Here is a 22,879-nt window from a genome sequence, read left to right on the forward strand (position 1 = left end):
CAGCGAAAAGCGGCAGCGACTTCGGGATCGAATTACGCAGTTTACGGAAGCAATCCAAGAGAGTCTAGATGTGCAGACGCAACTGGAACCTGGAGATGTATCTGTCCTCGAGATTGAGGAAGATGCACCCTCGTTTGCGGAGGATGTATTCAATCCTGGCGGGTGGGTGGGTCGGCTGACGCCAGAAGCAAAGATCGCCCCCTATGAGAACAGCTCCGGTGTGCAAAAACTCGATGAGGACCAGTACCTGAAGGTAGCACGCGAGGTGCAGGACTGGGCTGAGATACTTGGTGGTGACACGATCAGCGCCAGCCTCCCATTGAGTGCGGACGTCTGTCTCGACCGCTATTCTCGAATCGCTCCGGTCAGTGAAGCGCTGATTGAACAAACCAGTGCTGTGCTAGCCCAACGACCCCCAGTCGAAGTCACGCACCGTGATCGACGCAGTCGAACACCACAGGGCCGAATCCAGCCCGAAAATGCGATGCGTGAGAGCGCGAAACGGACCGGGCTCGTCGCGTCCAGGGAAGTTCGATTCACACATGATAGCCTGCAGAATCGTCTTCTAGTCAGATTCCACACCCAACTTGCGGCAACGATGGGAGAGTTATCCCAGACACATGCTTACTATCGAGAACTCTTTGGCGATCAGTTGGCCTATCACGAACAAGTACTTGAACAGCCAGTCTTCAACGAACTTCGCGAAGCCGCGCTAGAGACCGATTTCACAGATCCACAGATTCTTCAGCGCGTTCGGGACGACGCGGATCCGCCCTTCCAACTCATCGTTGATCTCTGGGAAGCGTTTCTACAACAGATCAACCTGGAACTGGAGATAGCGTCGAATTTTTTGACTGCGCTGAAACCACTGAGTAAAACCTACGAACTGTGGTGTCTCCGGGTATTAGTCGACGTTTTAAGTGAGGCTACAGGTAGGAAGCCGATCCAACGGATTCAAGGAGAGTACGAATTCCCCGACGATGTGACACTCTACTACAACCAGCAGGCAGACTCCCCCAAGACTGACTCGCCAGTTGAAGAGGACGGACTCGTCAGTCAGTACCTCGAACCGGAACTTGGGGCAAAGCGAGGCGTTCCAGACTACGCGGTCGCACAGCGCGGGACTGTCATCTGGGTCGGAGATGCGAAATATAAGACTGAGCCAACGCTGAGCGATCATCGCCAGTTGCTCTCGTATGCGGTCGATCTACTGCCACCTGAGGGTGGGTTCACCGGAGAGCTGCTCTTTTGTCACCCTGCGGATCAGTGTACTGGCGGCCTGGTTCAGGAGTATGAATTGATAGAACGAACCCTTCATCCAAACCATGCTATAAGCTCGACGAACGATCTCCGTGAGCACTTCGAGGACGTGCTCATTATCGATTAGATTGAACATCGAATCAGCATCGAGGCTACATAGATATGCGGAATATCAGTCGTACTCTCCTCAGCAACTTCGAGACGTTTCCAGGGTCACGCTGTATTCGTCGACGGCATCAAAACAGCGCTTGTAGGACTGACTAGTTAGGTTGACACCTGGATCGTACACGTCAGCGACCCTGTAGCCTTTGATCTTGAAGTAATTGACATTGCTGCGTGCTCACGAATGGTTCCAGCGTCGGCGTGAGTCGACGTCGATACAGTGGACTGACAGCGACCATTCGTAGCGAAGAAGTCATCACTACGGTCTTATCAGATTAGACGGGTCCCACCTTGGCCGCAACGACTAGGCTCACAGAACGCCACTCAAGGAGGATGAGTTAACACTCACGGCAATTACTCATGCCCATTAGAAGACTGAGATAACTGATGGACTCGGTTCACGATTATATATAAACAGTGCCAATACAATACTATGGCTAGCAGTCTCCGAGCGGAGTCGCTGTTCTATCACACAACACACGTCAAACACATCCCCGCGATCCTCCGAGAGGGGATTCAGCCGATAATGGGGAACTCTCGCCAATCCATCGCCCAGGATTTGACTGCGATCGCGGAACGCCACTGTATTGAGTTACCCATCAACCGTCAGAAATGTGTGTTTCTTTATCAATCTCTACCGCTGGCAACCGAATTCCTGTGGGTTCCACCCAACGATCAGTCCGCGCTCGGGAGTCGCGAAGGGATTGTTGTCGTCGACGCCAGCCAACTCGGAGGCAAATTGTATGTCGGCGACTTTAGTTTGTTTTCTGATGCGATTGATTTCCAGTATCTGGACGAACCGGACGAGACGATGCTTTCGGAGTCGTATGACGGAGCGTTACGACGGTATGCAAAGTCACTAACACCGCTCAAATCGTTTGAATCCACGAATGAGATACATGCGGCGTTCGATATTCCTGAGGTAGTTGTTGAGGATGGTATCGGTCCTGATTTGATTGTTGAGTGTGTATTTTTGAAGACAGTACGGAGTGGTCAAAATTAAGTCGACACCGCGTTTTCCGATCTCAGTCAGAGCCGTGCGCTTTGCTTATTCAAAGATCACTGACCAGTCGTTGGTGTGGGCTGGTGTACTCTCTATCTTGTATCGATCAGCGGCAATTGACTCAACTTCGATATGTAGCGCGTCTCTATTGTTCAGGTGTCTCGTTAGCTGCTGCGCTGTTACTGGGATGAAATTGTCTCTATCTTCGATGAAATCACTTTGAGAGGGGTTTGCTTCATTAATATCCAGCCAAATCCCCAGCACTCTCTTGTCGGGATATTCCTCAATCCAGTCTGCTTCCTCAGGAAAATCTGCCCAAATAGAGCTGTAATTTCGGTCCGGTCTCCCTGAACAGTGAACTTTCCCGATGAAGCTTTCATCCGCTGCCTGGAACACTGGCGCTCGATTCCCCCCTCTTCTACTGATTCTTACTGGACAATCACGTTCTTCAGCTTCTCGTTGTAGGAGGGCAAACCACCCCTCGTAGTTAGCAATGCCATTTAGACCCATGTTTTGTCGAATATCCTACGGCAACTTCACTTTATGCTTCCTTGTGATATCGCTATTCCTAGTTTCAATAGATATAGTGCTCTATTCTGTCCCCAGTCAGTTGGCATTCCAGACTCAAAATCCCAAACGTACCTATTCAATATCTGGCAGATCTGGTTAGTGAATTATAGTTCATATGTATCAGCTAGATAGATTCTCATCGATTAATTGATGCGAGTGTTACGTAAATTCCCCCTTATAGAACAAAATCTGATTTGCTACTGTACCATTTATCAGGGACGTCTATGTGATGGACATATGGCCGATGACAAGCCCTCTCATCGTTTCAATCTAGGTGAGACATATAGACGGCGTGATCTACACGACCAATATGGTGGGAACCCACAGAGTGGCGTCTCACCCTGTGGGGACGAACCCATCATCTTTCTCTTTACTGGCGGCACTGGGCAGCAGCATGGGTACCAGGACGATTTCAAAAAGGATGGAACGGTGATCTATACTGGTGAAGGGCAGGAAGGCGACATGGAATTTGTGCGGGGGAACAAGGCCATTCGTGATCACAAGGAGGATGATCGAGAACTCCATCTGTTTGAAATGGAAGGCGATGGAGAGGTTCGGTATCTCGGCCAGTACGAATATGCCGATTTTGAATGGGTGGAACTCCCAGATACCAAAGGAAATCCTCGCGATGCGATCCGGTTCGAGCTGGCTCCTGTCGGGGAAACAATCACCACTGAAATGGCTGGTGAAGAAAGAAAGGACAATGGTACTGAGGAATCCGTCGTGAGTTCAAATACTGAAGCGTCCACCGATCCGACGGACCGGAAAATCGTCTCCATCAGAATCAACAAGACCACTGATATGCGAGAGCATTTCGATGCGACCGTATTATCTGACGTTTCGAGAGACACAGTTGAGCCGTATCTCGAGGTCACATTTGATCGGGACGATATCCGACTTTGGGGGAATCGCGCCAGTACGGTCGGTGAAAATACCGTCTCACGTGGTGATCTAATCTTATTCTTCTACGATGGCGAGTATGAGGCTGTTGCGGAGGTTATGGGAACGTCCATTCTTGGGCCATCAGCAGCAGAATTCAGTAGGGCTGTGTGGCCATCGTACGATCCGGATGATCCAGGGAATTACGTAATTTACCTTTCACGGGTGTACGATGCTACAATTGATCTCGACCGGTTCTGGGACGAACATGTGCTTGACTACAGCGGACATCCCCTGGACGGGTGGACCGACCTTCACAACCATCTCGACGCGATCGTAGCAGAATACGGCTCAATTGAGGGATTCTACGAGGAGGCGACGGGTGCGCTTCGCTATGACTACTGGGACCTCGATGAATGGGATATCGATACCGACCTGGCTCATCGCCTAGAGCGTCAGCTGCAGCGCAAGGGCCAGGTCATATTGTATGGTCCGCCAGGCACCGGCAAGACGTTCACGGCAGATTCGTTCGCCCGTTGGTGGACCGGCCAACAGATGCAGGCAAAGTCTCCAGCGGAACGGATCTCCTCGGTAACCTTCCATCCATCATACTCCTACGAGGATTTCATCGAGGGCTACACCATTATTGTGGATAATGATGATGGAGCCACGCCAAGCGAGTCGTCGCAAACAGAAATCGACGAGTTCACAGGTGAGCAAGATCGGGAGTCACCTGCGGCCCGTGACGCTGACTCCCGAGCAGGGGAGTATGGGCTAAAAGACGGACTCTTCAAGGAATTTTGTAATGAAGCTGAATCAGCTTTCAAACGCTCACAACCCCATGTACCCGGGTCTGAGCCGAAGTACCTGTTTCTAATCGACGAGATCAACCGCGGGAACATCTCGAAGGTTCTCGGCGAGAATATCAAGCTACTCGAACAAAGCAAACGCGGAGACTCAGTACGCCTCTCACACTCAGGCGAGGAATTCACTATCCCGCCGAATGTGTACGTTATCGGTACGATGAATACTGCAGATCAGTCGATTGCACTTCTTGATGCGGCACTTCGACGGCGGTTTGCATCATTAACAGTCCCACCGAAGTACGAGGTCCTCTATAACTCCACGAGCTACCCGTTCGACACTAAAACGGAAGCTCTCGAGTTGGTGCGGTCTGGGAGTGACGAGCTGGATGTCCTGCAAGCGGCGTCAGTGCTCGCACTCGAAATCATCAATTCTGCCATTACTGAAACATCGGGACTCGGCAAAGGAAAGCGGATCGGCCATACCTACCTGCTTCCCGTCGAATGGGAGGCCAATGCAGACGCAACTGGTGTTGGACGCGATCGAGCCCTTGCTGATGTCTGGCGGTTCGACATCCTCCCACTGCTGGAAGAGTATTACTTCGGTGAGTTCGATCGACTGCAAGAAGACGTCTTCGGCAAAGATGATGTCGAACTGTTTGACCAGCAAACCAGAGACATCGCCGAATTCAGTGTTGCAGCCCTCCGTGAAGAATTGGTTGACCTCGTGACACGGCGCCAGGAATTACTCACTGACGCCGAGACATAAGATGTCCTTCGATAACCACGCCCCCGAACCACTTACCATCGAAGAGCGGACCGAAACAGTAGTGCCAGACCTTCCAACTGAAGATATCACCGCTCTATCGGAGATTTCAGCGGTAAGGGTGACTATGCGGGATGGGGTGCCAACGATTGAAGCAGGTAATCATGTGGGGGTCATCGGATTACCGACTGGCCGCCTCCTGCAGATCAGGCCGAAAGTCGAGTGTAACCTCCTTTATTACCTCGCCTTTGCTGGCCGCCTCGATGAAGACCTCGTCTCCGATCGAGATGCCAGCTTTGTAACTGGTGATTCGTTTGTAGACCTCCTCGGTCGCCTGTTCCTGAGCGAACTGCGCCAGATTGTCCGCCGGGGACTTCACAAGGAGTATCGGACGCGGCAGTCCGATGAAGGGTATATTCGGGGTCAGCTGGAGTTCACAAAACAGATTCAACGACACGGTCCCCGATCTACACAGTTCGCTTGTCGTTATGATGAACTCACACATGATATCCCGATCAACCAGGTCCTCTACCAAGCGACCGATGTTCTCCTGGGGCTCGTTTCTGATATAGATCTCCGCCGGGATTTGCGCCAGTACCATGGTGAAATACAACGCAAAGTCTCGGAACAGGCAACTCTTCCCAGGCCGACGGAGATTCAGCTTACACGGCTGAATGACCACTATGCACCCATCCTTCAGCTCGCCGAGCTGATTTTCGATCGGCAGTTCATAGAAGATGTAGGAATTGGCCACCAGCGCTTCCAATCTCTGCTAATCGATACCGAGGTGCTCTTCGAGCATGTTGTTTATCGCGGTGTCGAACTCGCAGTCAAGTCGCTTTCATATCTTGTGCGTGGGGACGGAAACCCACGTGGTAGTGGCGAAACCTGTATTGGACATCTTTTAACTGATACTGATGAAAATCCAATCCAGCGGTTAGAACCGGATTTTTTCCTGCGAGATCAATCAGACAATCAGATCGTTCTTGTTGGGGATGCTAAGTGGAAGGACACTACGCGGCCAAGCAGAGAGGACCTATATCAATTGACAGCCTACCAGTCCAGGCTTGAAGTCCCTGGATTATTGGTGTATCCTGATCTCTCCGGGCGGATCAATGCAAACTACGAACAGCGGCGGCAGCCGCAAGAAGGTAATCAGCCACAGCAACTACGGGTTACAGAACTACAAACGACGGGTGCGACTGATTACGAGAGCTTCAAAAAGGAAATCAAAGATCTCTGTCGAACCGAGATCCAGAGGTTGCTCCAATGAAGTTACAACACTTTACTGACAATCCATCCTCGATTTAGCCATTTATAACCAAGAATTCTATCGCGATACACGTTTTGTTGATTAACACGAGACAGACGCTGATGTCCTACGAGTCACCGACGCCGCCAGCGGAACTCCCGACAGATATCCTCGATACCCTCAACGAATACTTTCCAGACCAGCTCCAGTATGTCATATCTTGGGCCAGGGATCTGACAGTGCACAAAGCTCGCGAGGCCCGCCTCGAGGAAGAGTCAGAGGAAGACGGGATCGACGACCAACCCGATGATCCTCCATACGACGTCCCGTCGAAGTCAACCTTCAGGATCAAAAAGATCATCCAGAGCCGCTACTACTGGCAGTGAGGAGCAGGCAAGAAGGTCACGTCCAAATCCAAGACGTCTGGGACGTGTGCGTCGATCGCCCCTGCACGGCTGTCAAGAGCTCCAATGGCGGGCCAGTGACGGTGTCGACGGCGGCGAACAGTTCTTCGTAGATGTCGTTGCTCGTTTCAGTCACCGGAACGCTAAGCCGGAGCGTCGAAAGCTCACTCACCGGGGTCGGATCGACGCCGGTCACAAGACAAACCCGGAACTCTCGTGAGAAGTCGACGTTGAAACAGACGAGATCCCTGACTGGATAGTGCGACAGCTGGCGTGCCTGCCGAATGAGTGGCGTGAGCGGTCGATGTGGGCGCCGTCAAGCGACGTGATGCCGACGTCGAGCTGCGGCAGTGGCATCTTGTTTGTAGCCAGATCGGATTGGTCATTGAGGGACCGATTCCGGTCAGCTCCCCATGTCGGCTGGTCCACCTCCAATCGGTTCGACATTGAGTGTTCCCTAATATTCGATTAGTTGTCTACGTTCTTGATAAGCCGCGGCGTGGTGCTTCCGCGTTTCAGGAAATGTAGGAGACAGGAAGCATTCTGGATACAGACTCAAGATTTTTACGATTATTAGGCCCCCTGTAGAAAATGCTTCAACAACAATTGTTGAATTATCAAACGATGATTGGTTTTGGAATTTCTTGCTGAGAGGGGACTATTCTCGAACTCTGATTTTGGAAGATGCATAAAACCTAATTGTCAACCCCCTATTGGTAGCAGCATATGGCCCCGAATTCGGACATTGACGGGGACATATGCGGATTCGAAATCTCGGTAGATACAGAATCTAGTCGTCTCCTTGACCATAATAACGAGAACTGGGAGACTGTAGACGACTCTAAACAAAGATGTTGTCGTCAGCCTGCAGATGGTGGACTGACTAAATCCTGCTTCTGGCATGATCCTGCTGTGGGTGATATTTCTGGACTTGAGAGAAAGACTGGTGATCCACAGCGAATTGACGGGGCGAGGTTTCAACAGCTGGATGGTTCCCCGACAAGTGAGTTGGATTTCAGTGGTTGGGGACTATATAACGTCTCATTTGGTGGTTCGAAGCTTTCGGGTGTACATTTCAATACGACTACTGTTGACGGAACAAAAATTCGAACGGATCTTCGTGAATCTACATTCAGGTTTGCGACACTATCGGAATGTGAATTCAGAGAAGCAGAGCTTGCTGGGGCAGAATTTGAATTCAAGCCTCCGAGTATTCTCCAGGATATCATATTTACTAGAGCAGAGCTTGATGATACTGATTTCAGTGGCGCCACATTTGACGGTGAAATTGTCTTCGAGGGTGTCTATGGAGACCAAACAAATTTCATATCCACTACGATCACTACTGATCCCGTTTTTAATGATTCCAGGCTTACAGAGCCACAATTTAACCATAGTATGGTCGTTGGAGTCGATTTTCATCGCGCCCATCGGTTTCACGATCCAGATTTTTCGAATGCAGATATCGATGGGTGTGACTTTTCGGGACTAAATATAAGCGAAGCAATCTTTTCTAATGCTACTATAACGAATTCGATTTTCACTGACGCGGTGATTGAGAGTCCCGATGACGGTACCTCCTTTTCGGGAGCTACTGTTGTGAATGTGAATTTTGACGGGTGTGATCTCTCGAACATTGAGGCGGTTGACGCTGATAGTATGTTGTTTGTCAGGTTTGACGAAAACCCAACATTCTCTGATCTCTCCTTTGTGGATGTAGATCTACTAGGTATGACGTTCGCAACTGACTCTGGTAGAGGAATCACATTTGATGGTGGCCGTGCTGCTCTTCCTATGGCGGAATTGCAAGGGGTCTTGGTTGACTCTGAGCCGCTCAGCACGGTACAGCGGCGACTCAACGATCGAGAACCAGCGGCTGACGTGTCTTTCGACTCCGGGACTCACGTCTCGGATTTCCGCTCTGAGATCGAAGGTGCCTACGAGGCGCTCACAAATTGGACTCTTAACGATCTTCCACTAAGCGACCCAGAAAACAATTTGATTGAAGAAGACGCTCCTTTCAGAGAAATCCCCCCAATCTACCTTCGTGGGGCAGGTGATGGAAATGAGGAGGAGTTTGAGAACAGTCGATTACGTGACCTAACAATTCGAGATGCGGATCTGCATCGTTCCCGCTTCGAAGCTCTAGAACTCTACGATGCAAATTTTAATTCAGCTTTGCTGCGCTCGGCTCAGTTTGATTCAGTTCGTCTACGCGGGGCAACGTTCGATGGTGGTGACCTAAGCGGTCTATCAGCGGAGAACGTCGATATCCCTGAAACAACGTTTGATAAAGTCTCAGTTAATCACAGTACGGTATTCGGGGCTGAAGCGCCGTTTTGGTCAGCAGGATTCCTATCAAGATCTGATGATATCGAGACGCATTATTTACGGGGCGAAATTGCAGCGATGGAAGCTGAGGGTACGGCTGGATCATACTGGTCGGGTGCAATTAAAAACCTATCTTATACCGATACTGAAGAGCATGTTGAAGAACAATATGAGCAGGTTAGTCAGCAATATAAAAGACTCGAACAGCTGTTCGCTGATAACAATATCACCGATAGAGCAGCTAAATATTACTATAGAAGCCAAGATGCACGACGGAAGAGCAGGCGCGCATCAAGGCAGTTGGGAAATATTCCGTCTCTTCTGAAAAAATTCGTTTACGGATACGGAGTTAGTCCGTACAAGGTGGCAGGATGCATCCTGCTGTTATGGTTAGTATCGGCTATCTTATTTGCCCCGATCCCACTTGGGCAGAGTCAAGCGGGCCATTTGATAGTCCGAGATTCGATTAGACCGGTGAGTGATTGGATATTGGAACCAAGGTACTATCGCAACATTTTCGCTGTATTCTGGGAACGCGCGTATTTTAGTGCGATAACACTCTCCTCTATTGGATATGGTGACTTAACCCCGATAACGCCAGCAGGGCAGTTCCTAGCGGCGGTTGAGGGTTTTCTTGGAATGGTACTGGTGGTTTTGTTAGGTTATGTACTCGGGAACAAGGAAGCATGGTGAAGAATTATACGACACGCCCGAAAACGGGTAAAATATGGTGAAGACGGGCGATTCAGCTCTTGCTGAACGTGTCAGACGGCTAATCGCCCAGGAGTTTGATTATGTCGACGGTGTATTCGAGGCTGATGACTACCTTTTGGCTGTCTTGGTTCGCCACGATAGTGCGGAACTGGATGTAGATGAAATATTGCCTGATACACGTGGCGACCGTGACATATATATTCTCGAAGTGTCTTCAAAAGAGGAAATTCGTGTTGCTTCAGTGCCTCGGGGTGAGGCAGAATCAGATCAGATTCTGCTTGAAACTATCGGCTCAATTGAAGATGTCGATCGCGATTTGGTCTCACGCATCAAGAGCGTCATATCCACATACCGTGAGTTCGACGGGGAGCAACAGGCAAAGAAACTCCACGATTGGATTCATCAGACTCGCAGGGACCTACTCACCGCGTTTTCTGGGGAAATTGACTCAACTAAATATATTGATGGACTTACGGCTGAAAATTCAGGGTGGCAGGTACCGGTTCGGCATACACTTCAGGAGTTTCTACAATTGGCCTCTGCCACGATAGCAAATCGTGTGGCGTTCGCCGCTGTTTTAGATAAACGAGGTATTCGGCGGCCTGGACGTTCGCTCGCTCGAATACAGACTGAAACGGAAATTCTCGACTCGGTACTCGCTTTGGGTGAGGTGCTTGGTCCACACAATGACGCTGAAACTAGTCTGTATTTCCAGCTCCTGAAGGATACAGGCCCTGCACAAAAGCAACTCAAAGAGAATGTGGATCTACTTCAAGACTGGGAGATCACTGGACTCGCTAATGGCGTAATTAAGACTGTGTTTCAAGAAGCAAATGCTGAGGCACAACGTACGGCTCTGGGGAACTATCACACGCCAGAGGGAGTCAGTTTTGCCCTCTCAACGTATGCGATTACTGACGGAAACGAGTTGGTTCTCGATCCAACATGTGGCACTGGCGGACTGTTGTCCTCTGCATTCGATGTCAAGACGGATGAGGCATCTACTGCGTCTCTCAACGAAATCTATGGTGTCGATATCGAGCCCTATGCTACCGAGTTAGCCATTATTACTCTGATTCTTCAGGATGGTGGGGGCTTAGAGGGCGTTCCAAAAATCTACTGTGCCGATTTCAGAGACGCGGATATCGAGGGACACACCCTTAATTCCTTCAACGCTGATTGGAAAGGGACTACCCTAGAACTACCACAGACCAATGTGATTCTATGTGATCCCCCTCGTCTCAGCCCAGAGCAGCTTGATACTGCTATGCAGAAGTCAATTACTGAGGAAATACCCCATCTTTCAAAACGAACCGAGCCGTCGCTCTATTTTATCAGTCGATCTCTCGAATTTCTCAAAGTTGGAGGGCGTGCTGCTTTCTATTTGCCAACAGGTTGGCTCACACAGTCTTCAGCAGAGGAATTCCGTGCGTTCCTTCTTGAGAACTTCTCGATAGATGGGCTCCTACGCGTGGAGAGCGCCCACACTCATGAAGAATCGGCCGTTCTTTTGTTTCTCTGTAAGGAGCAATCCCGACAGAATAGAGTGGCATTTGAAACCCGTAATAATACAGCCAATTTGGACCTCACAACCAATATTTCTGGTTCCTTGCCTGAGGAGCTGGTAGAAAGTGAGCGAAAATTTGATCAGGAGGAAATCGTTGCTGACGAATCGTGGTGGCAGTACTTCGAAGCGCCACCGGTCTATTTTGAATGGAAGGAGAAGACGACCGCAACGCTTGACGAATTCTGTTCAATAAGGATAGGTGCGATTTCCGGGGCTAACGAATTCTTTTATTTCCAGGAGGATGACGACTGGCGAACAGAGCTTGATGATTATATCCGAGATGCTCTTGTCGAAACTGTGAACCAAGATACGTTCAGAACTTCGGATACGGAACTACAGAGTGCTCTCTGGGTGCCGGATGAGGTTGTTGAGGCCGTCGATCCTGGGATGGAAGACGAGGAGATGTTACCTTTGATCACACAGGAAGTAGACCCAGCATTAGCGGACTATCTCAAGACTGGCATTGAGAAAGGATATCACGAACGTTCGACGTTAGATCGTCGGGAGTATTGGTTCCAGCTGCCGTCGCAAAAGGTCCCAGATATTATTCTCCCAAAAATTGCATCGTCGATCCCGGTGGCAATGTACGTCGATCATGATGTCTACATATCTAGCCAATACTTGGGATTGCAGATTGACTATGAGAAGTTGGATACTCAAGTTGAGGAAAGCAAAGTCACAAAGGGCTTAACAGCACTTCTTAATTCTCTACCAGTAAAATTCGACCTCTACGCTCGAAGCACTCGATCTGAATCTGGCTTTGTACAAGCCACCGTGGGTGACCTCGAAAATATTGAACTGCCAGATCTAACGAAATTCTCGAAAGAACAGTGGGATGAATTGGCCGAACATTTCGAGAGACTTGCTGCAAATAACTCCGCTCAAGCACAAGAGGATCTGGACCGTCATGTGGCAAATATCGTTGGAATTGATCAATATGACGCTTTCAGGAATCAAATTCGGTTTGACTAATTCTAATCCAGGCGAATAGGCTTGACGTGGGAATCATCAACACCTGCTCTGAGAATATCGGGGCGACGGCACCACGGTCACTGCATCAGCGACGCCGCTGCTGAATCGGCGAGCGAATACCTTCGATCCCGACTCGTCACCTCTGTGTCGAGAAGGGTTTATTGTTTATTTTCGAGAGGTATGGGTAGATAATCCGCTTCGTCCGCGGGTCATCGACGCTCTCAACGGGACGATGGAGACAGCGGGTGGTCACTGAGCAAACTGTGCTGGCGAGTTTTTCGAACCACCGTTCAAAACAAGGTACTTGTCGAAGAAGCTGTCGAACACTATCAGTCTGCATCCTGGAGTGTGATTTCTGCACGGGACTACGATCCAGATCGCGACGGTGGCCGCTCAAAGATTCCCTCCTCGCAAACCCGAATATGGACGTGCGCTGACAGTCTATGGTGATCCCGGTCTCGGTGAACTCGTACGCCAACAGCATAGCAGCGGTGAACTGTACGGTCAGGAACTGGTCGAAGCTGCGGTTGAACACATCCAGACCGTCTGGGAGCCGACACCGGTGCCAACGTGGGTGACGGCTGTCCCATCACAGGAAGACAATGCCCAAATTGCTGATTTGGCGTCCCAAATCGCAGACGAGTTGGGATCGCCCTTTGAAACAGGCCTCCAAAAAGTCAATCAGACCTATACCCAACACGAACTGTCCAATTCGTACCAGTAACGCTGGAACGTGGAAGGAGCGTTCGAAGTGACAGAGGCTGTTGGTTCGGATCCCGTCCTATTGGTCGACGAGACGGTCAATTCACAGTGGACACTTAGGGAAGCAGAAATGACCATGCGAGATATCGTTAGTGGGGCTGTCTATCCGTGTTTTCTGACCAAGTGGAATACATAGCGAACAACGCCTGGGCCTCCCGTTCGAAAGAGGCCGTCGTCACTCGCATTATTGTCCGAACCTCGTACGTATCCACTCACCTGTCGCTGCTTCAAGCTTCCAGCTGGGTGCCTACGGCTGGCGCTGGCGATTTTTACGAGAAATAACTAGCGAACGGCCACGCGGCTTTATTCCATATCTTCCGAGTTTTCATCACTAGTCTCGGGCGGTCGCTCCGACAGCCGATCGAACCGGGACTGGGCCGCTTCACTCCGAGCCTCAGTCTCTTGGGCTTGGTAGCGTGCCTCGACCAGTTCTCCGTCCTCAACCGCTACGGTAATCACTGCATCGACGTGTTGGCCGTCCGTTGGAAGTTCGTCTTCGTCGACGACCAACTCCCCGATTGGGTCGTTCTCATCTTCGACCAGCAGTACCGCGAGGTCATCCTCGAATCGGTCCACTGCCGCCGTGTAGGTGCCGTCGTCGATCATGCATACTCCTCCTGGATCACGATGTTACCCGCATCATCTCGGACGGTAACCGTATCGCCGCCGTTGTTCCAGATCGGACTGCCCGAATCCCAGTAGAGATCCGTGGCAGTATCCTGGCCACTCCCGGTATGCACCGTCACCTCGGCACCCGGATCCAGCGTGAACCCGGACGGGAACGTGTAGGTGTGATCGGCGGCGTCCGAAACAGTCCAGCCGGACAGCTCCAGTGGCTCGCCACCAGTGTTCTCGAAGACGACGTACTCGTCGTTCAGGTTGTCGAACTCATCACCGGCAGCATCCTCGTGAATCGCGGTGATTGCCAATGCACCGCCGGATTGTTCGGGCGTCGAGGTTGGCGTCTGCGTCCGCGTCGTTGTCGGCGTGTCCGTCGGCGTGTCCGATCCACCGTCGGTCGCGATGGATTCAGTTCCATCGAGATCGACCACTGTTCGGTGCTGGACGGCACCGCCAGCACCAGGTGCGATCGCGTCACCGGCGCGTAATTCCAGTGGTGACGTTGGAGCCGCCTGCTGGGTGGCGACTGTGATCGCCGTCCCGTTGCTGGTCAGGACGATGTCACCGTGGGTCGCGGTCCAATAGGTCTGGATCGACCGTGAGTCGAATCGCTCCAGCACGGCCTCGTCGGGATGGCCGTACTGGGAGTCGTAAGCACTGGAGATCACCGCCACCCACGGCGTGGCTGCGTTCAGCAACCCTGCACTCGAACTCGTATCACTGCCGTGATGGCCCGCCTGCAGGACCGTCACGTTCAACGGCGAGTCGTACTCGTCGACGAGATACTCCTCACCCTCGCGGCCAGCATCACCGGGCAGCAGGAAGCTGGATCCGCCATGAGCCACCCGAAGAACGATACTGTTCTCGTTGCGGTCTCCGCTGGCGACATACGATGCTGGTGGTGCCAGTACGTCAACCGATGCGCCCTCGAACGCAATGCTATCACCAGCTCGCGTCTCGTACAGCGTCACGTCGTGTTCCTCGACGGCGTCGAGATAGCGCTCGTAGGTCTGACTACTCGACGTGATGCCCGGATCGTACACAGCACCGACGCCGTTGGCCTCGGTCTCGAAGTAGTCGATCACTGCCGCGTGCCCACCGATATGGTCCGCGTCGGCGTGGGTCGTCACCAGATGGTCGATGCGGTCGATATCGTTGGCCCGCAGATACTCAAGGACGTACTCCCCGTCGTCCTGCCAGTCGCCGCTATCGACGAGTATCGTCTCGTTGGTCGGACCGACGATGAGTGTACTCGACCCCTGGTCGACGTTGATGAAGTGGACTGACAGCGAGCCAGTCGTGGGTATCGCTCCGGCTGGTGTCGTAGTGGTCGAGTCATCGCCTGGTGACTCCTGCGTCGTGTCGCCCCCAGCCGCTGCAGTTGTCGCTGCTGGTGTCGTTTCCGTCGCATTGGGTGTCGTACTCCCACACCCGGCGAGGACGACCAGCAAGGCAACGAGACCGATAACAGCCCATCGTCGCATACGTTCGAAGGGGACGGCCAGGCGAATAGGTCTGCTGGCGCTGGTGACCGTCCAAAAAAGTCGGTACCGGAACCAGTACAAGAGATCGTCTCGCTATGCCAGTCGAATTCGGTTATAGCTGTTCGACCAGTGATGGTTAGATTCTGAAAAATGCATACTGTTGCTATTCTCTGTGTTGTTTAATACAGAGGCTCAGTTCAGATGAGCGGTGACGACAGTGGTTTCCCTCAAGCCCGAACTCGGGTGATATTGCCGTCTCGTAGCCACGCCTCATATCTGTCCGTGAGTCCGCGTGGGTCGCGCAGACGGAGCAACGTATGCGGGAAGTTGCCCGGAAGCATCACATCGAAAGTGTAGAGCGGTTCGTCGTCGAGACCGCCGTTCTCGCGATATGGCTGGACCAGCGTCTCACACCCCTTCCCGAACGCGGGCGCGTGGCCTGCCTGGTGGACGCGCAGTACCCGGGGCGCCTTCGGGCATACGTACACTTCATTTTCGAGTGTGTAGCCTCGGAGACAGCGATTTGACAGCCACACGCGCAGTCCGCGGACGAATACCCCTGAATCGACGGCTCGGTCGGGCCCTCCGCCAGGGCCGTGATGGGCGTCGAAGGCCTTGATATACCGATACCAGTCGAATTCGTACTCGATGATTTCGGGGTTGTTGCGCGGTTCAGCTTCGGGTCCGTCTCTAGCTGCTTGAATCGACGAGATGGTCCTGTGCCAAAGCGACAGTACGGCGATGGCGAGGCCACCGACGAAAAGGACACCGACAGCCCGACAGGCGTCTCTGAACACCACGCGGAGGGCGTTGCCCGTGGAGAGAGGGGGCATAGTTGCGCATTCAAAGCGGATGGAATAGGCCTTGTGCCAACCGAGCAGAAGATATATGCGCCTCAGGGTATCCTCCCTCGATTGTGCGAGTCGTCCTGTTCACGAGTGCGGAACCACTCTATCTCCCTCGGTACCTCCAGCCGATCTTTGAGACCCACGCCGACACCATCGACCAGGTCGTCATCGCACCCTTCGATACATCCACTGTTGAGGAACTACGCTCGCAGGCAGGTATGTACGGTGCCAGCGCGGGCATCCGAATGGCGCTCCGCTACGGACGGAGTCGGGCGCTCGACGCACTGCCCGGGCAAGTCGCCCGGCGCGTCACTGGTCGGTATCACTCGGTTTCGGCGGTCGCGCGAGCCTATGGCGTCCCCGTCGAGCGCATCCCCGACGTGAGTGACCCAGCTTTCATCGAGCGAATGGAGGCCTCCGAACCGGATCTTTTGCTCTCGATCGTGGCGGGCCAGCGATTGCCCGGGCCGGTGCTGGAGAGTGCCGACGACGCGGTGAATCTCCACGGGTCGCTATTGCCGAAGTATCGTGGCCGGGCGACTGCCTTCTGGCCATTGTTCTACGGCGACGCCAGAACGGGTGTCACAGCACATCGCATGACCGAGCGCTTCGACGCGGGCCCGATTCTTGCCCAGCAGGCGTTCCCCCTCGACGACGCTGACACCGTCGATTCAGTGTACCGCAAACTCGCTGAGGCGGGTGCCTCACTTGCGGTTGAGTTGCTTGCCGCATATCCCGAATTGCCAGCCGAGCGATTTAATGAGACAAACCCTGCAGACTACCACGGGCTTCCGGCCCCCGAGGAGCGACGGCTGTTCTACGAGCGAGGGAACGCGTTTCTTTAATGGACTCTCTATGACCGATATGCTCTCTGTATCTCGCACGGGGTTTCTGACACAATGTCGGCAGATCCGTACTGTGTGTCGGTATGTGGATTACCTGTACTGACCGAACCTACTCACTTACCCTGACCACAAAGCATACCGGATATACGCACTGTAATGACCGTTCGCCGGGCGGTCCTAAATGTAGCCTGCGAACTGGTCCATAATACCCGCCACAGCAGTCCTATACCCGACGATTTTTGCCAGCGACCGCTCTACTGGCGGCTATGGCAGTGGTACTCGCCAAACAGATCTCCAACAAACTGGTCCTCAGCACGGATGGGGAAGAACTCGGACACGTGTACAACCTCACTTTGGATGCCAAGACAGCGCAATCGAAGCGGTGCTCGTTGCGCTTGCAGACTCCTCGACTTCCAGGTTTGAGTCAACTGACAACGGCCGGCTCCGCGTTCCAGCACGCTGCATTGGCGATTTGAGTGATTTCCTGATCGTCCGCAAACCCAGCGAGTCCCAGACCGTCGCGTGTGAGCGTCTGTTTCGACCACGGCGGTCGGATCGAGGCCAGGACGCTGCTGGCTGGGCGGGTGCCTACCAGTCGAGGTGGTCTTGCTCCCACTCGCGACGCACCTCGATCTCGCGGCGGCCGCGCTTGGTGACGGAATTGAACAACGGTAGCGGGTCGCGGCATCTGTAAAGGTTGAATACAGGCGCGACAAACAACGCAATAGGAACATCCCAATGGCCCGCATTGACAAAATAGACCGCCGGACTGACGTTGTTTTCCTCGTTTTTTCGTACGCTGAGGCCATTGAGGGTGTCACAAAACTCCAAAAGCTGCTCTTTCTGATCGAGCAGGAAACGGAATTCTTCCAGGCATATGAGAACGATATTGCGTTTGAGTTTGCTCCCTACAAGATGGGCCCATTCTCCAAGCACGTCTACGAAGAACTGGAATTTCTCCTATCTCTAGACGCAATCGAAACTGAACCACTCCCCGGTGCTGATCCCAACCCCACCGATTCAGAATTCGCCGAACAACGGTTTACGATCACAGCGAAAGGCGAGAAAATAGCTGCCCAGTTGGAATCCCAACTCGAGCCCGAATACTGCGACGAACTGTCTGACACAGTAACAACATATAATTCACTGGAACTACAGGACCTCCTCAAGTACGTGTACACTGAGTATCCCGAGTATGCAGCTGACTCGGAAATCATCGATGAATTGGAGATTGAAATGGCGGCTGAGTAACGCTGTCTGATGAGTCAAACACCACTCGATTCCGCGTCGGAAGCGTACACACGCAGGTGGGCAGAGGCACTTGAGAACGACGAATCCTACTACGTTCCAGAAAAATACCAACTCGGCATTGTCACCGACTATCTAGACCGTCACGAAATCAGTTATACCACAGAAGGCGATATCTTCTGCTACCCGATCGATATCGTCGCTGCCAAGCGTGATACGACGCTTGCGATTGAGCTCAAATCTCGCAACGTAGGCAAAGGAATCGAACAAGCATGTCGGAACGCGGATTACGTTGATTATTCGTTTCTGTCTGTCTGGGAGTCGAATGTCACAGAGACGTTGATTGACCGCGTTGCCGATCTCGATATCGGGTTGATTGGCGTGGATGATCGTGTTCGGATCTACTCCCCGCCATCGAAAAATAGTCAACAACTTTGTAAGAGGAGTAGTGTATTCGAATTGATTGACGATGTTCGAAGCGACCCTCCGGTACAACAGTCCCAGCGACAAGGACACCATCGCCTCCTCGACTGAATATCTGGACTCGCTGGTTATCCCCGCTCGGATGCTTACCGCAAATCGGAAAGCTCTCCCCTCAAACCTCCAGAATTACGCTGACGAAGCTGGTGTCAGCTACTACCTCAACCCAACGCTGTCCGATTTCCGTGTTGGTGATAATTTTCGAGATGAAAAAGGCAATATCCGGTCTTGGCATCTGAAATATATTGAAGCGATTGGCGATCCGCTGGAGAAGCTGCTTCAGAACAACTCGAACGTCAGTGCTGCGCATCTACCTCCGGAGCAAATTGAATCCCTGACAGCAGCCTCCGTCGAGTTTCAAGAAAACTTCGTGATCGATCAGCTGACTGAGGAGCGCGATCGCTATGATCCAATCGAAGATGTCGAATCATACGCGCCGGAAGCGGTCATTCCTTGGTACCACAAGATCAGCCAGGAGTCCGACCTCCAGACAAACGATACAATTCTATCAGCTGCTGTGGATGCTTCTGACCTCCCGCTCAAGCCCTGTCTGTTTGTGACTCCGTCATTCATCGCACAGGAGACAAACCCCGAAGCCCTCGCGGATCTGCTGTTGAAGCATGATCTCTCAGAATGCTTCGTCTGGATTGAGGATCTCGATAAGCACGAGACTGCCGAGTCACACTACACCCACGCCGCTGAGCTTATCGTCGAGTTGGCTGAGGCAGGGATTGCTCCGCACTTTTTTTACGGTGATTACTTTGCGATGATGCTCTCCCACCTGGGGCTTTCTGGCACCACCTACGGAACGATGTATGGTGAAGAGGGCGGCGAACGACGGGAACGGACATCTGGCTCTGGAGTTGCGACCCGGTACTACCTCGATGGGGTCAAAGATTTCCTGAAGCCGGTCGCCGCTGTCGACGTTCAACAGCGTGTGGACGCAGAGATGTGCCCCTGTGACGTTTGCTCGCGGCAGTTCGACGATTGGTCCGATCTGGCGGAACTGGCTAATGATCCTGAGCAGAACGTCCAGGCACCGATGAAAAAACACCACGTCCGTGTTCGGTGGCATCAAATCCGCACCGTTGAATCACAGTTACTTGACGAAACGCTGTCTGAATTGGAGCGTGACCACTCTAAGTATGCTTCGGCATTTGGCCGTTCCAATCAGGTTGGTCAAAAAAAGAAGCTTGACTATCTACTGCGATGGAAACACGCTATCGAGAACGTTACTTCATAACCTCTCTACTGGAGCGGATCTATATCTAGGAGGTCGATCTCGACAGGGACCGCCGATTTTGACACGCGACCTGTTTCGACATTCCAGACCCAGTCATATGGCGTCCCACAGTTTGAACACCGTCCACCCGCTTGCTCGGCCCCGATATAGTGTTCACACTCGTGGCACTGGACATCATCAAACGGCGTCGGTGGTAGGTCGATATCGACCTCTTTAGTCCGTTGGGTTCCGGTGCCTGTTTGCCACCAGAGCCGCCAATGCGCCTCGTCAATGAATGAGGCGATGTCGATCTCGATTGGGACTTCGCGGTTATCACGGAGCGACACGATGTGATCTATCGCCCGGGTCTGTCCGGTTCCTCCATGTCGATCGCCATCGGTCCCACGAACGAGCTTCGACCAGTCGGTGCCGCGCCATAACTGGCGTGCCTGCTCGTCGTGCCACTTGGGTGGCAGTGTCGCAGGGACCTTCGCGTACGGCCAAATGTCCGTATGGTCCTCGGGGGGATCGAAAAGCGTCTCCCAGTCCTGCCATTGCCAGAGCCAGCGTGCGAGATCGTCATACCACTCTGGCGGCAACGTCGCCGGGATTTCGATCTCGCGCTCAACGAGCATCTGTGTTGCCACGTTTGCACGGGTACGATCGACGCTGCACTCGTACGCGGGCCACGTTTCCTGTTCGGGGATCGTCCAGGGCCAGACTGCCTCGTGGGCCCGTTTTCGAATGTCTGCTTCGGTAAGCCGACAGCGGTCATCGGCAAAGTCCTCGGCAGTGGCCCAAACGGTTGCGAACCCTTGTGAGTCATAGTCCAGGACCGTCTCGCGCCTGTCTTTGGACTCGTTTTTGTGCTGGACCTCGATGATGACGCCAGTCCCGAGCTGTGCATCGGGTGAAGTGAAGATGACGGCGGCGTCACCATCACGATGCTGTTTCTCAGTCTGTGGCGCAGCAAGCCGATACTCCATCTCGCAGTCGGCGGCCCGATCTTCGAAGACGTGTTCCAGCCGGTCGGCGGCCAACGATTTCCATTTGGCGTGTTTGTCAGATTCCGCAACCGATGCACAGGCTCCACCGCCCCCGCCACCCCCACCGGCACTGCTGTCGTGGTTCCCTGTGTGCATGAAATGGCGTGCCCGACCATCGGATGACCGTTTCCGCACGACCATCTCCCCCGCACACGACGGGCAGGTCACCGGTGTCTGTTCGGGAACCTGCCGCGGTGCTTTTTTCTCCCCGTTGTGGACTCCGATCCACGGCATCTGTTACTGCATTGGTCGTTTCTGTGGGAGCATAAGGAGTTGCCTGCCGCGGTGAAAGTGGTTTCCACCACGCATCACAGAGGAGTTGTGCCCTCGATCATCTCCGGTGTGGGCGAACTCGCGCGGATGCTGTGGGCGCACAGGCAGTGCTCGATCGCACTGACTTGCCGACGCGTTCGCGTGGATGGTCGATATCGTGGTGCCACGCGGCCGCGGCCAGAAGCTCCTGGTCGACACTCGCCGGGTGCTGGGTCGCTAGCTCGCAGGCCACGGCCCGGACGCGGGTGGCATGGAAGATATCGTGTGCGGGCAAGGCGTGAGTCGTATTACGGGCGCGCTTGCTGACGGGCCAGCGCGGGAAGGGTGGAGGGCATCATTGCCAGCCGGCTGCGGCCGGCGGCTTAGTCGTTATGGAGTCTGGTGTCGGGGCAGGGCGTTCGCGCTCGGGGTGGGGTGCCTTAACCAACATATGGCGGGTTCAGGGCGTGTGTTGGTTAAGGGGCAGCGCTATCGCCCCTCCCTGCAGCACCGGCCGCGAATCGCTCTCTTCAGTCGGCTCCCGACTGAGACACCGTCAGGATCTGTCGGTGCGGGGACTATTTAACAGCGCACAGCAGACACGCACAACATGGACACAAGCCCGCGGCAAGGGGAACAATCGGAAGTCGCCGTCGCGTCGGAGTTGATGATGAAAGGGTATGGGGTGTCGTTCCCGTTCGGGCACGAGCATCAATACGATCTCATCGCCGACAGGGACGGCGAGCTATACCGGATTCAGGTGAAAACCGCAAAGCAGGAGGAGGGAAACCGGTAGTATATCCCGGCCGATGCTGAGCAGTACGACGAGGCCTATGTGGACCTGTTCGCCGGCTATTCAGAGGACGAGGTGGCGACGTTTTATATCCCGGTATCTGAGGCCAGCGGGAAGCCCCAGCGCGTGACCTACACGGACCTTGACTACATGGGGTCTGAGGCGAATCGCGAGCGGGCGAACCATATTAGCGACTATCGGTTTGCAGCGGCAGTCCAGCGGGTCTGATTCGCACTGACTTGTCTTGGTGTGTCGATGTCGACTACGCTTTCGCAGTCATACTCTCACACGCGTCCGGCGGCCGTGCTGCGAATGGGCCCACACACCGCGCTGGTGCTGGGACTAGCTGGCAAGCCACGGCCCGGACACGGGTACCATGCGCGAGAACGTGTACGGGGAGTCGTCGTCCGGGCGCGCTCGCTCACGGCCCAGCGCTACGTTTTGTTCTTCCCCTTGTCTTCGGACGTTTTAACAGGCCTTCATGTCTGTTAGTGTTGGGTCTTGCAAACTACCAAAGTTTTATAGAGATCTGCTTGAGAAGGAATAGACGGGCTTGCAGAGGGACCTGGTTTACTTGTACCAGGCCCAACCACAA

General features: G+C 53.3%; 19 protein-coding genes and 1 pseudogene. 14 read left to right on the top strand and 6 right to left on the bottom strand.

Annotation, left to right across the window (positions count from 1 at the left end; all coding sequences use genetic code 11):
* Positions 1 to 70: 70 nt before the first annotated feature.
* Both ACOZ4N_RS00145 and ACOZ4N_RS00150 read left to right on the top strand, forming a co-directional pair.
* A complete protein-coding gene (locus tag ACOZ4N_RS00145; protein ID WP_424016213.1) occupies positions 71 to 1,387 on the top strand; it encodes a hypothetical protein in 1,317 nt (438 codons plus the stop codon).
* Between the two features lie 468 nt (positions 1,388 to 1,855).
* Positions 1,856 to 2,425, top strand: a complete 570-nt coding sequence (locus ACOZ4N_RS00150; protein WP_424016214.1) for a hypothetical protein — start codon at positions 1,856 to 1,858, stop codon at positions 2,423 to 2,425.
* Between the two features lie 45 nt (positions 2,426 to 2,470).
* Here the strand turns inward: ACOZ4N_RS00150 and ACOZ4N_RS00155 are convergent, their stop codons facing one another.
* A complete protein-coding gene (locus ACOZ4N_RS00155) occupies positions 2,471 to 2,821 on the bottom strand; it encodes a hypothetical protein (protein ID WP_424016215.1) in 351 nt (116 codons plus the stop codon).
* A 411-nt stretch (positions 2,822 to 3,232) separates the two neighbouring features.
* Here ACOZ4N_RS00155 and ACOZ4N_RS00160 point away from each other — a divergent pair, with 411 nt between their 5' ends.
* The 3 genes from ACOZ4N_RS00160 (at position 3,233) to ACOZ4N_RS00170 (ending at position 7,081) form a co-directional block, all read left to right on the top strand.
* Positions 3,233 to 5,446, top strand: coding sequence for an McrB family protein (locus tag ACOZ4N_RS00160; protein ID WP_424016216.1), 2,214 nt, complete (start codon positions 3,233 to 3,235; stop codon positions 5,444 to 5,446).
* A gap of 1 nt (position 5,447) precedes the next feature.
* Positions 5,448 to 6,716 (top strand): McrC family protein, encoded by a 1,269-nt coding sequence (locus ACOZ4N_RS00165; protein ID WP_424016217.1) that lies wholly within the window; start codon positions 5,448 to 5,450, stop codon positions 6,714 to 6,716.
* A gap of 101 nt (positions 6,717 to 6,817) precedes the next feature.
* Positions 6,818 to 7,081 carry a hypothetical protein gene (locus ACOZ4N_RS00170; RefSeq protein ID WP_424016218.1) on the top strand — a complete coding sequence of 88 codons (264 nt, stop codon included), beginning with the start codon at positions 6,818 to 6,820 and terminating at the stop codon, positions 7,079 to 7,081.
* 29 nt (positions 7,082 to 7,110) lie between these two features.
* Here ACOZ4N_RS00170 and ACOZ4N_RS00175 read toward each other — a convergent pair.
* Positions 7,111 to 7,417, bottom strand: a pseudogene (locus ACOZ4N_RS00175) (type B DNA-directed DNA polymerase); the annotation flags it as partial.
* Between the two features lie 408 nt (positions 7,418 to 7,825).
* On the opposite strand from ACOZ4N_RS00175, the gene ACOZ4N_RS00180 reads away from it, so the two are divergent.
* Positions 7,826 to 10,123, top strand: a complete 2,298-nt coding sequence (locus tag ACOZ4N_RS00180) for a pentapeptide repeat-containing protein (RefSeq protein ID WP_424016219.1) — start codon at positions 7,826 to 7,828, stop codon at positions 10,121 to 10,123.
* Between the two features lie 34 nt (positions 10,124 to 10,157).
* A complete protein-coding gene (locus ACOZ4N_RS00185) occupies positions 10,158 to 12,683 on the top strand; it encodes an N-6 DNA methylase (protein WP_424016220.1) in 2,526 nt (841 codons plus the stop codon).
* A gap of 1,065 nt (positions 12,684 to 13,748) precedes the next feature.
* On the opposite strand, the gene ACOZ4N_RS00190 is transcribed toward ACOZ4N_RS00185, so the two are convergent.
* From ACOZ4N_RS00190 to ACOZ4N_RS00200, 3 genes are all read right to left on the bottom strand, one after another.
* Entirely contained in the window at positions 13,749 to 14,051 is a 303-nt protein-coding gene (locus ACOZ4N_RS00190) for a DUF3006 domain-containing protein (RefSeq protein WP_424016221.1), read from the bottom strand.
* Positions 14,048 to 15,550: a lamin tail domain-containing protein gene (locus ACOZ4N_RS00195; protein WP_424016222.1), complete on the bottom strand. Its 1,503-nt coding sequence runs from the start codon at positions 15,548 to 15,550 to the stop codon at positions 14,048 to 14,050. The genes ACOZ4N_RS00190 and ACOZ4N_RS00195 overlap by 4 nt, the downstream gene beginning before the upstream one ends.
* 227 nt (positions 15,551 to 15,777) lie before the next feature.
* Positions 15,778 to 16,383, bottom strand: a complete 606-nt coding sequence (locus tag ACOZ4N_RS00200; protein WP_424016223.1) for a hypothetical protein — start codon at positions 16,381 to 16,383, stop codon at positions 15,778 to 15,780.
* An 83-nt stretch (positions 16,384 to 16,466) separates the two neighbouring features.
* Between ACOZ4N_RS00200 and ACOZ4N_RS00205 the strand changes: the two genes are divergently transcribed.
* The 5 genes from ACOZ4N_RS00205 (at position 16,467) to ACOZ4N_RS00225 (ending at position 20,214) form a co-directional block, all read left to right on the top strand.
* The gene (locus ACOZ4N_RS00205; protein WP_424016224.1) at positions 16,467 to 17,243 is read left to right on the top strand and encodes a methionyl-tRNA formyltransferase; all 777 of its coding nucleotides are present in this window, start codon (positions 16,467 to 16,469) and stop codon (positions 17,241 to 17,243) included.
* A 266-nt stretch (positions 17,244 to 17,509) separates the two neighbouring features.
* A complete protein-coding gene (locus ACOZ4N_RS00210) occupies positions 17,510 to 17,719 on the top strand; it encodes a PRC-barrel domain-containing protein (RefSeq protein ID WP_424016225.1) in 210 nt (69 codons plus the stop codon).
* A gap of 262 nt (positions 17,720 to 17,981) precedes the next feature.
* Positions 17,982 to 18,494: a DUF4065 domain-containing protein gene (locus ACOZ4N_RS00215; RefSeq protein ID WP_424016226.1), complete on the top strand. Its 513-nt coding sequence runs from the start codon at positions 17,982 to 17,984 to the stop codon at positions 18,492 to 18,494.
* Positions 18,495 to 18,503: 9 nt separating this feature from the next.
* Positions 18,504 to 19,025, top strand: a complete 522-nt coding sequence (locus ACOZ4N_RS00220; RefSeq protein WP_424016227.1) for a hypothetical protein — start codon at positions 18,504 to 18,506, stop codon at positions 19,023 to 19,025.
* On the top strand, positions 18,961 to 20,214 hold the full coding sequence (locus ACOZ4N_RS00225) for a hypothetical protein (protein ID WP_424016228.1): 1,254 nt from the start codon (positions 18,961 to 18,963) through the stop codon (positions 20,212 to 20,214). Before ACOZ4N_RS00220 ends, ACOZ4N_RS00225 begins: the two co-directional genes overlap by 65 nt.
* A gap of 5 nt (positions 20,215 to 20,219) precedes the next feature.
* Here the strand turns inward: ACOZ4N_RS00225 and ACOZ4N_RS00230 are convergent, their stop codons facing one another.
* The gene (locus ACOZ4N_RS00230; protein ID WP_424016229.1) at positions 20,220 to 21,335 is read right to left on the bottom strand and encodes a hypothetical protein; all 1,116 of its coding nucleotides are present in this window, start codon (positions 21,333 to 21,335) and stop codon (positions 20,220 to 20,222) included.
* A 766-nt stretch (positions 21,336 to 22,101) separates the two neighbouring features.
* Here ACOZ4N_RS00230 and ACOZ4N_RS00235 point away from each other — a divergent pair.
* Positions 22,102 to 22,287 (top strand): group I intron-associated PD-(D/E)XK endonuclease, encoded by a 186-nt coding sequence (locus ACOZ4N_RS00235; RefSeq protein WP_424016230.1) that lies wholly within the window; start codon positions 22,102 to 22,104, stop codon positions 22,285 to 22,287.
* Positions 22,288 to 22,326: 39 nt separating this feature from the next.
* Positions 22,327 to 22,512, top strand: coding sequence for a hypothetical protein (locus ACOZ4N_RS00240; RefSeq protein ID WP_424016231.1), 186 nt, complete (start codon positions 22,327 to 22,329; stop codon positions 22,510 to 22,512).
* Positions 22,513 to 22,879: the final 367 nt, after the last annotated feature.

It is taken from the genome of Halorientalis pallida (assembly GCF_049605515.1).
GTDB lineage: Archaea > Halobacteriota > Halobacteria > Halobacteriales > Haloarculaceae > Halorientalis > Halorientalis pallida_A.

Bases quoted from the DNA above. Each gene is read 5' to 3' on its own strand.
- ACOZ4N_RS00150 (WP_424016214.1), top strand. From the start codon at position 1,856: ATGGCTAGCAGTCTCCGAGCGGAGTCGCTGTTCTATCACACAACACAC.
- ACOZ4N_RS00160 (WP_424016216.1), top strand. From the start codon at position 3,233: ATGGCCGATGACAAGCCCTCTCATCGTTTCAATCTAGGTGAGACATAT.
- ACOZ4N_RS00165 (WP_424016217.1), top strand. From the start codon at position 5,448: ATGTCCTTCGATAACCACGCCCCCGAACCACTTACCATCGAAGAGCGG.
- ACOZ4N_RS00170 (WP_424016218.1), top strand. From the start codon at position 6,818: ATGTCCTACGAGTCACCGACGCCGCCAGCGGAACTCCCGACAGATATC.
- ACOZ4N_RS00180 (WP_424016219.1), top strand. From the start codon at position 7,826: ATGGCCCCGAATTCGGACATTGACGGGGACATATGCGGATTCGAAATC.
- ACOZ4N_RS00185 (WP_424016220.1), top strand. From the start codon at position 10,158: ATGGTGAAGACGGGCGATTCAGCTCTTGCTGAACGTGTCAGACGGCTA.
- ACOZ4N_RS00190 (WP_424016221.1), bottom strand. From the start codon at position 14,051: ATGATCGACGACGGCACCTACACGGCGGCAGTGGACCGATTCGAGGAT.
- ACOZ4N_RS00195 (WP_424016222.1), bottom strand. From the start codon at position 15,550: ATGCGACGATGGGCTGTTATCGGTCTCGTTGCCTTGCTGGTCGTCCTC.
- ACOZ4N_RS00200 (WP_424016223.1), bottom strand. From the start codon at position 16,383: ATGCCCCCTCTCTCCACGGGCAACGCCCTCCGCGTGGTGTTCAGAGAC.
- ACOZ4N_RS00210 (WP_424016225.1), top strand. From the start codon at position 17,510: ATGGCAGTGGTACTCGCCAAACAGATCTCCAACAAACTGGTCCTCAGC.
- ACOZ4N_RS00215 (WP_424016226.1), top strand. From the start codon at position 17,982: ATGGCCCGCATTGACAAAATAGACCGCCGGACTGACGTTGTTTTCCTC.
- ACOZ4N_RS00220 (WP_424016227.1), top strand. From the start codon at position 18,504: ATGAGTCAAACACCACTCGATTCCGCGTCGGAAGCGTACACACGCAGG.
- ACOZ4N_RS00225 (WP_424016228.1), top strand. From the start codon at position 18,961: ATGTTCGAAGCGACCCTCCGGTACAACAGTCCCAGCGACAAGGACACC.
- ACOZ4N_RS00230 (WP_424016229.1), bottom strand. From the start codon at position 21,335: ATGCACACAGGGAACCACGACAGCAGTGCCGGTGGGGGTGGCGGGGGC.
- ACOZ4N_RS00235 (WP_424016230.1), top strand. From the start codon at position 22,102: ATGGACACAAGCCCGCGGCAAGGGGAACAATCGGAAGTCGCCGTCGCG.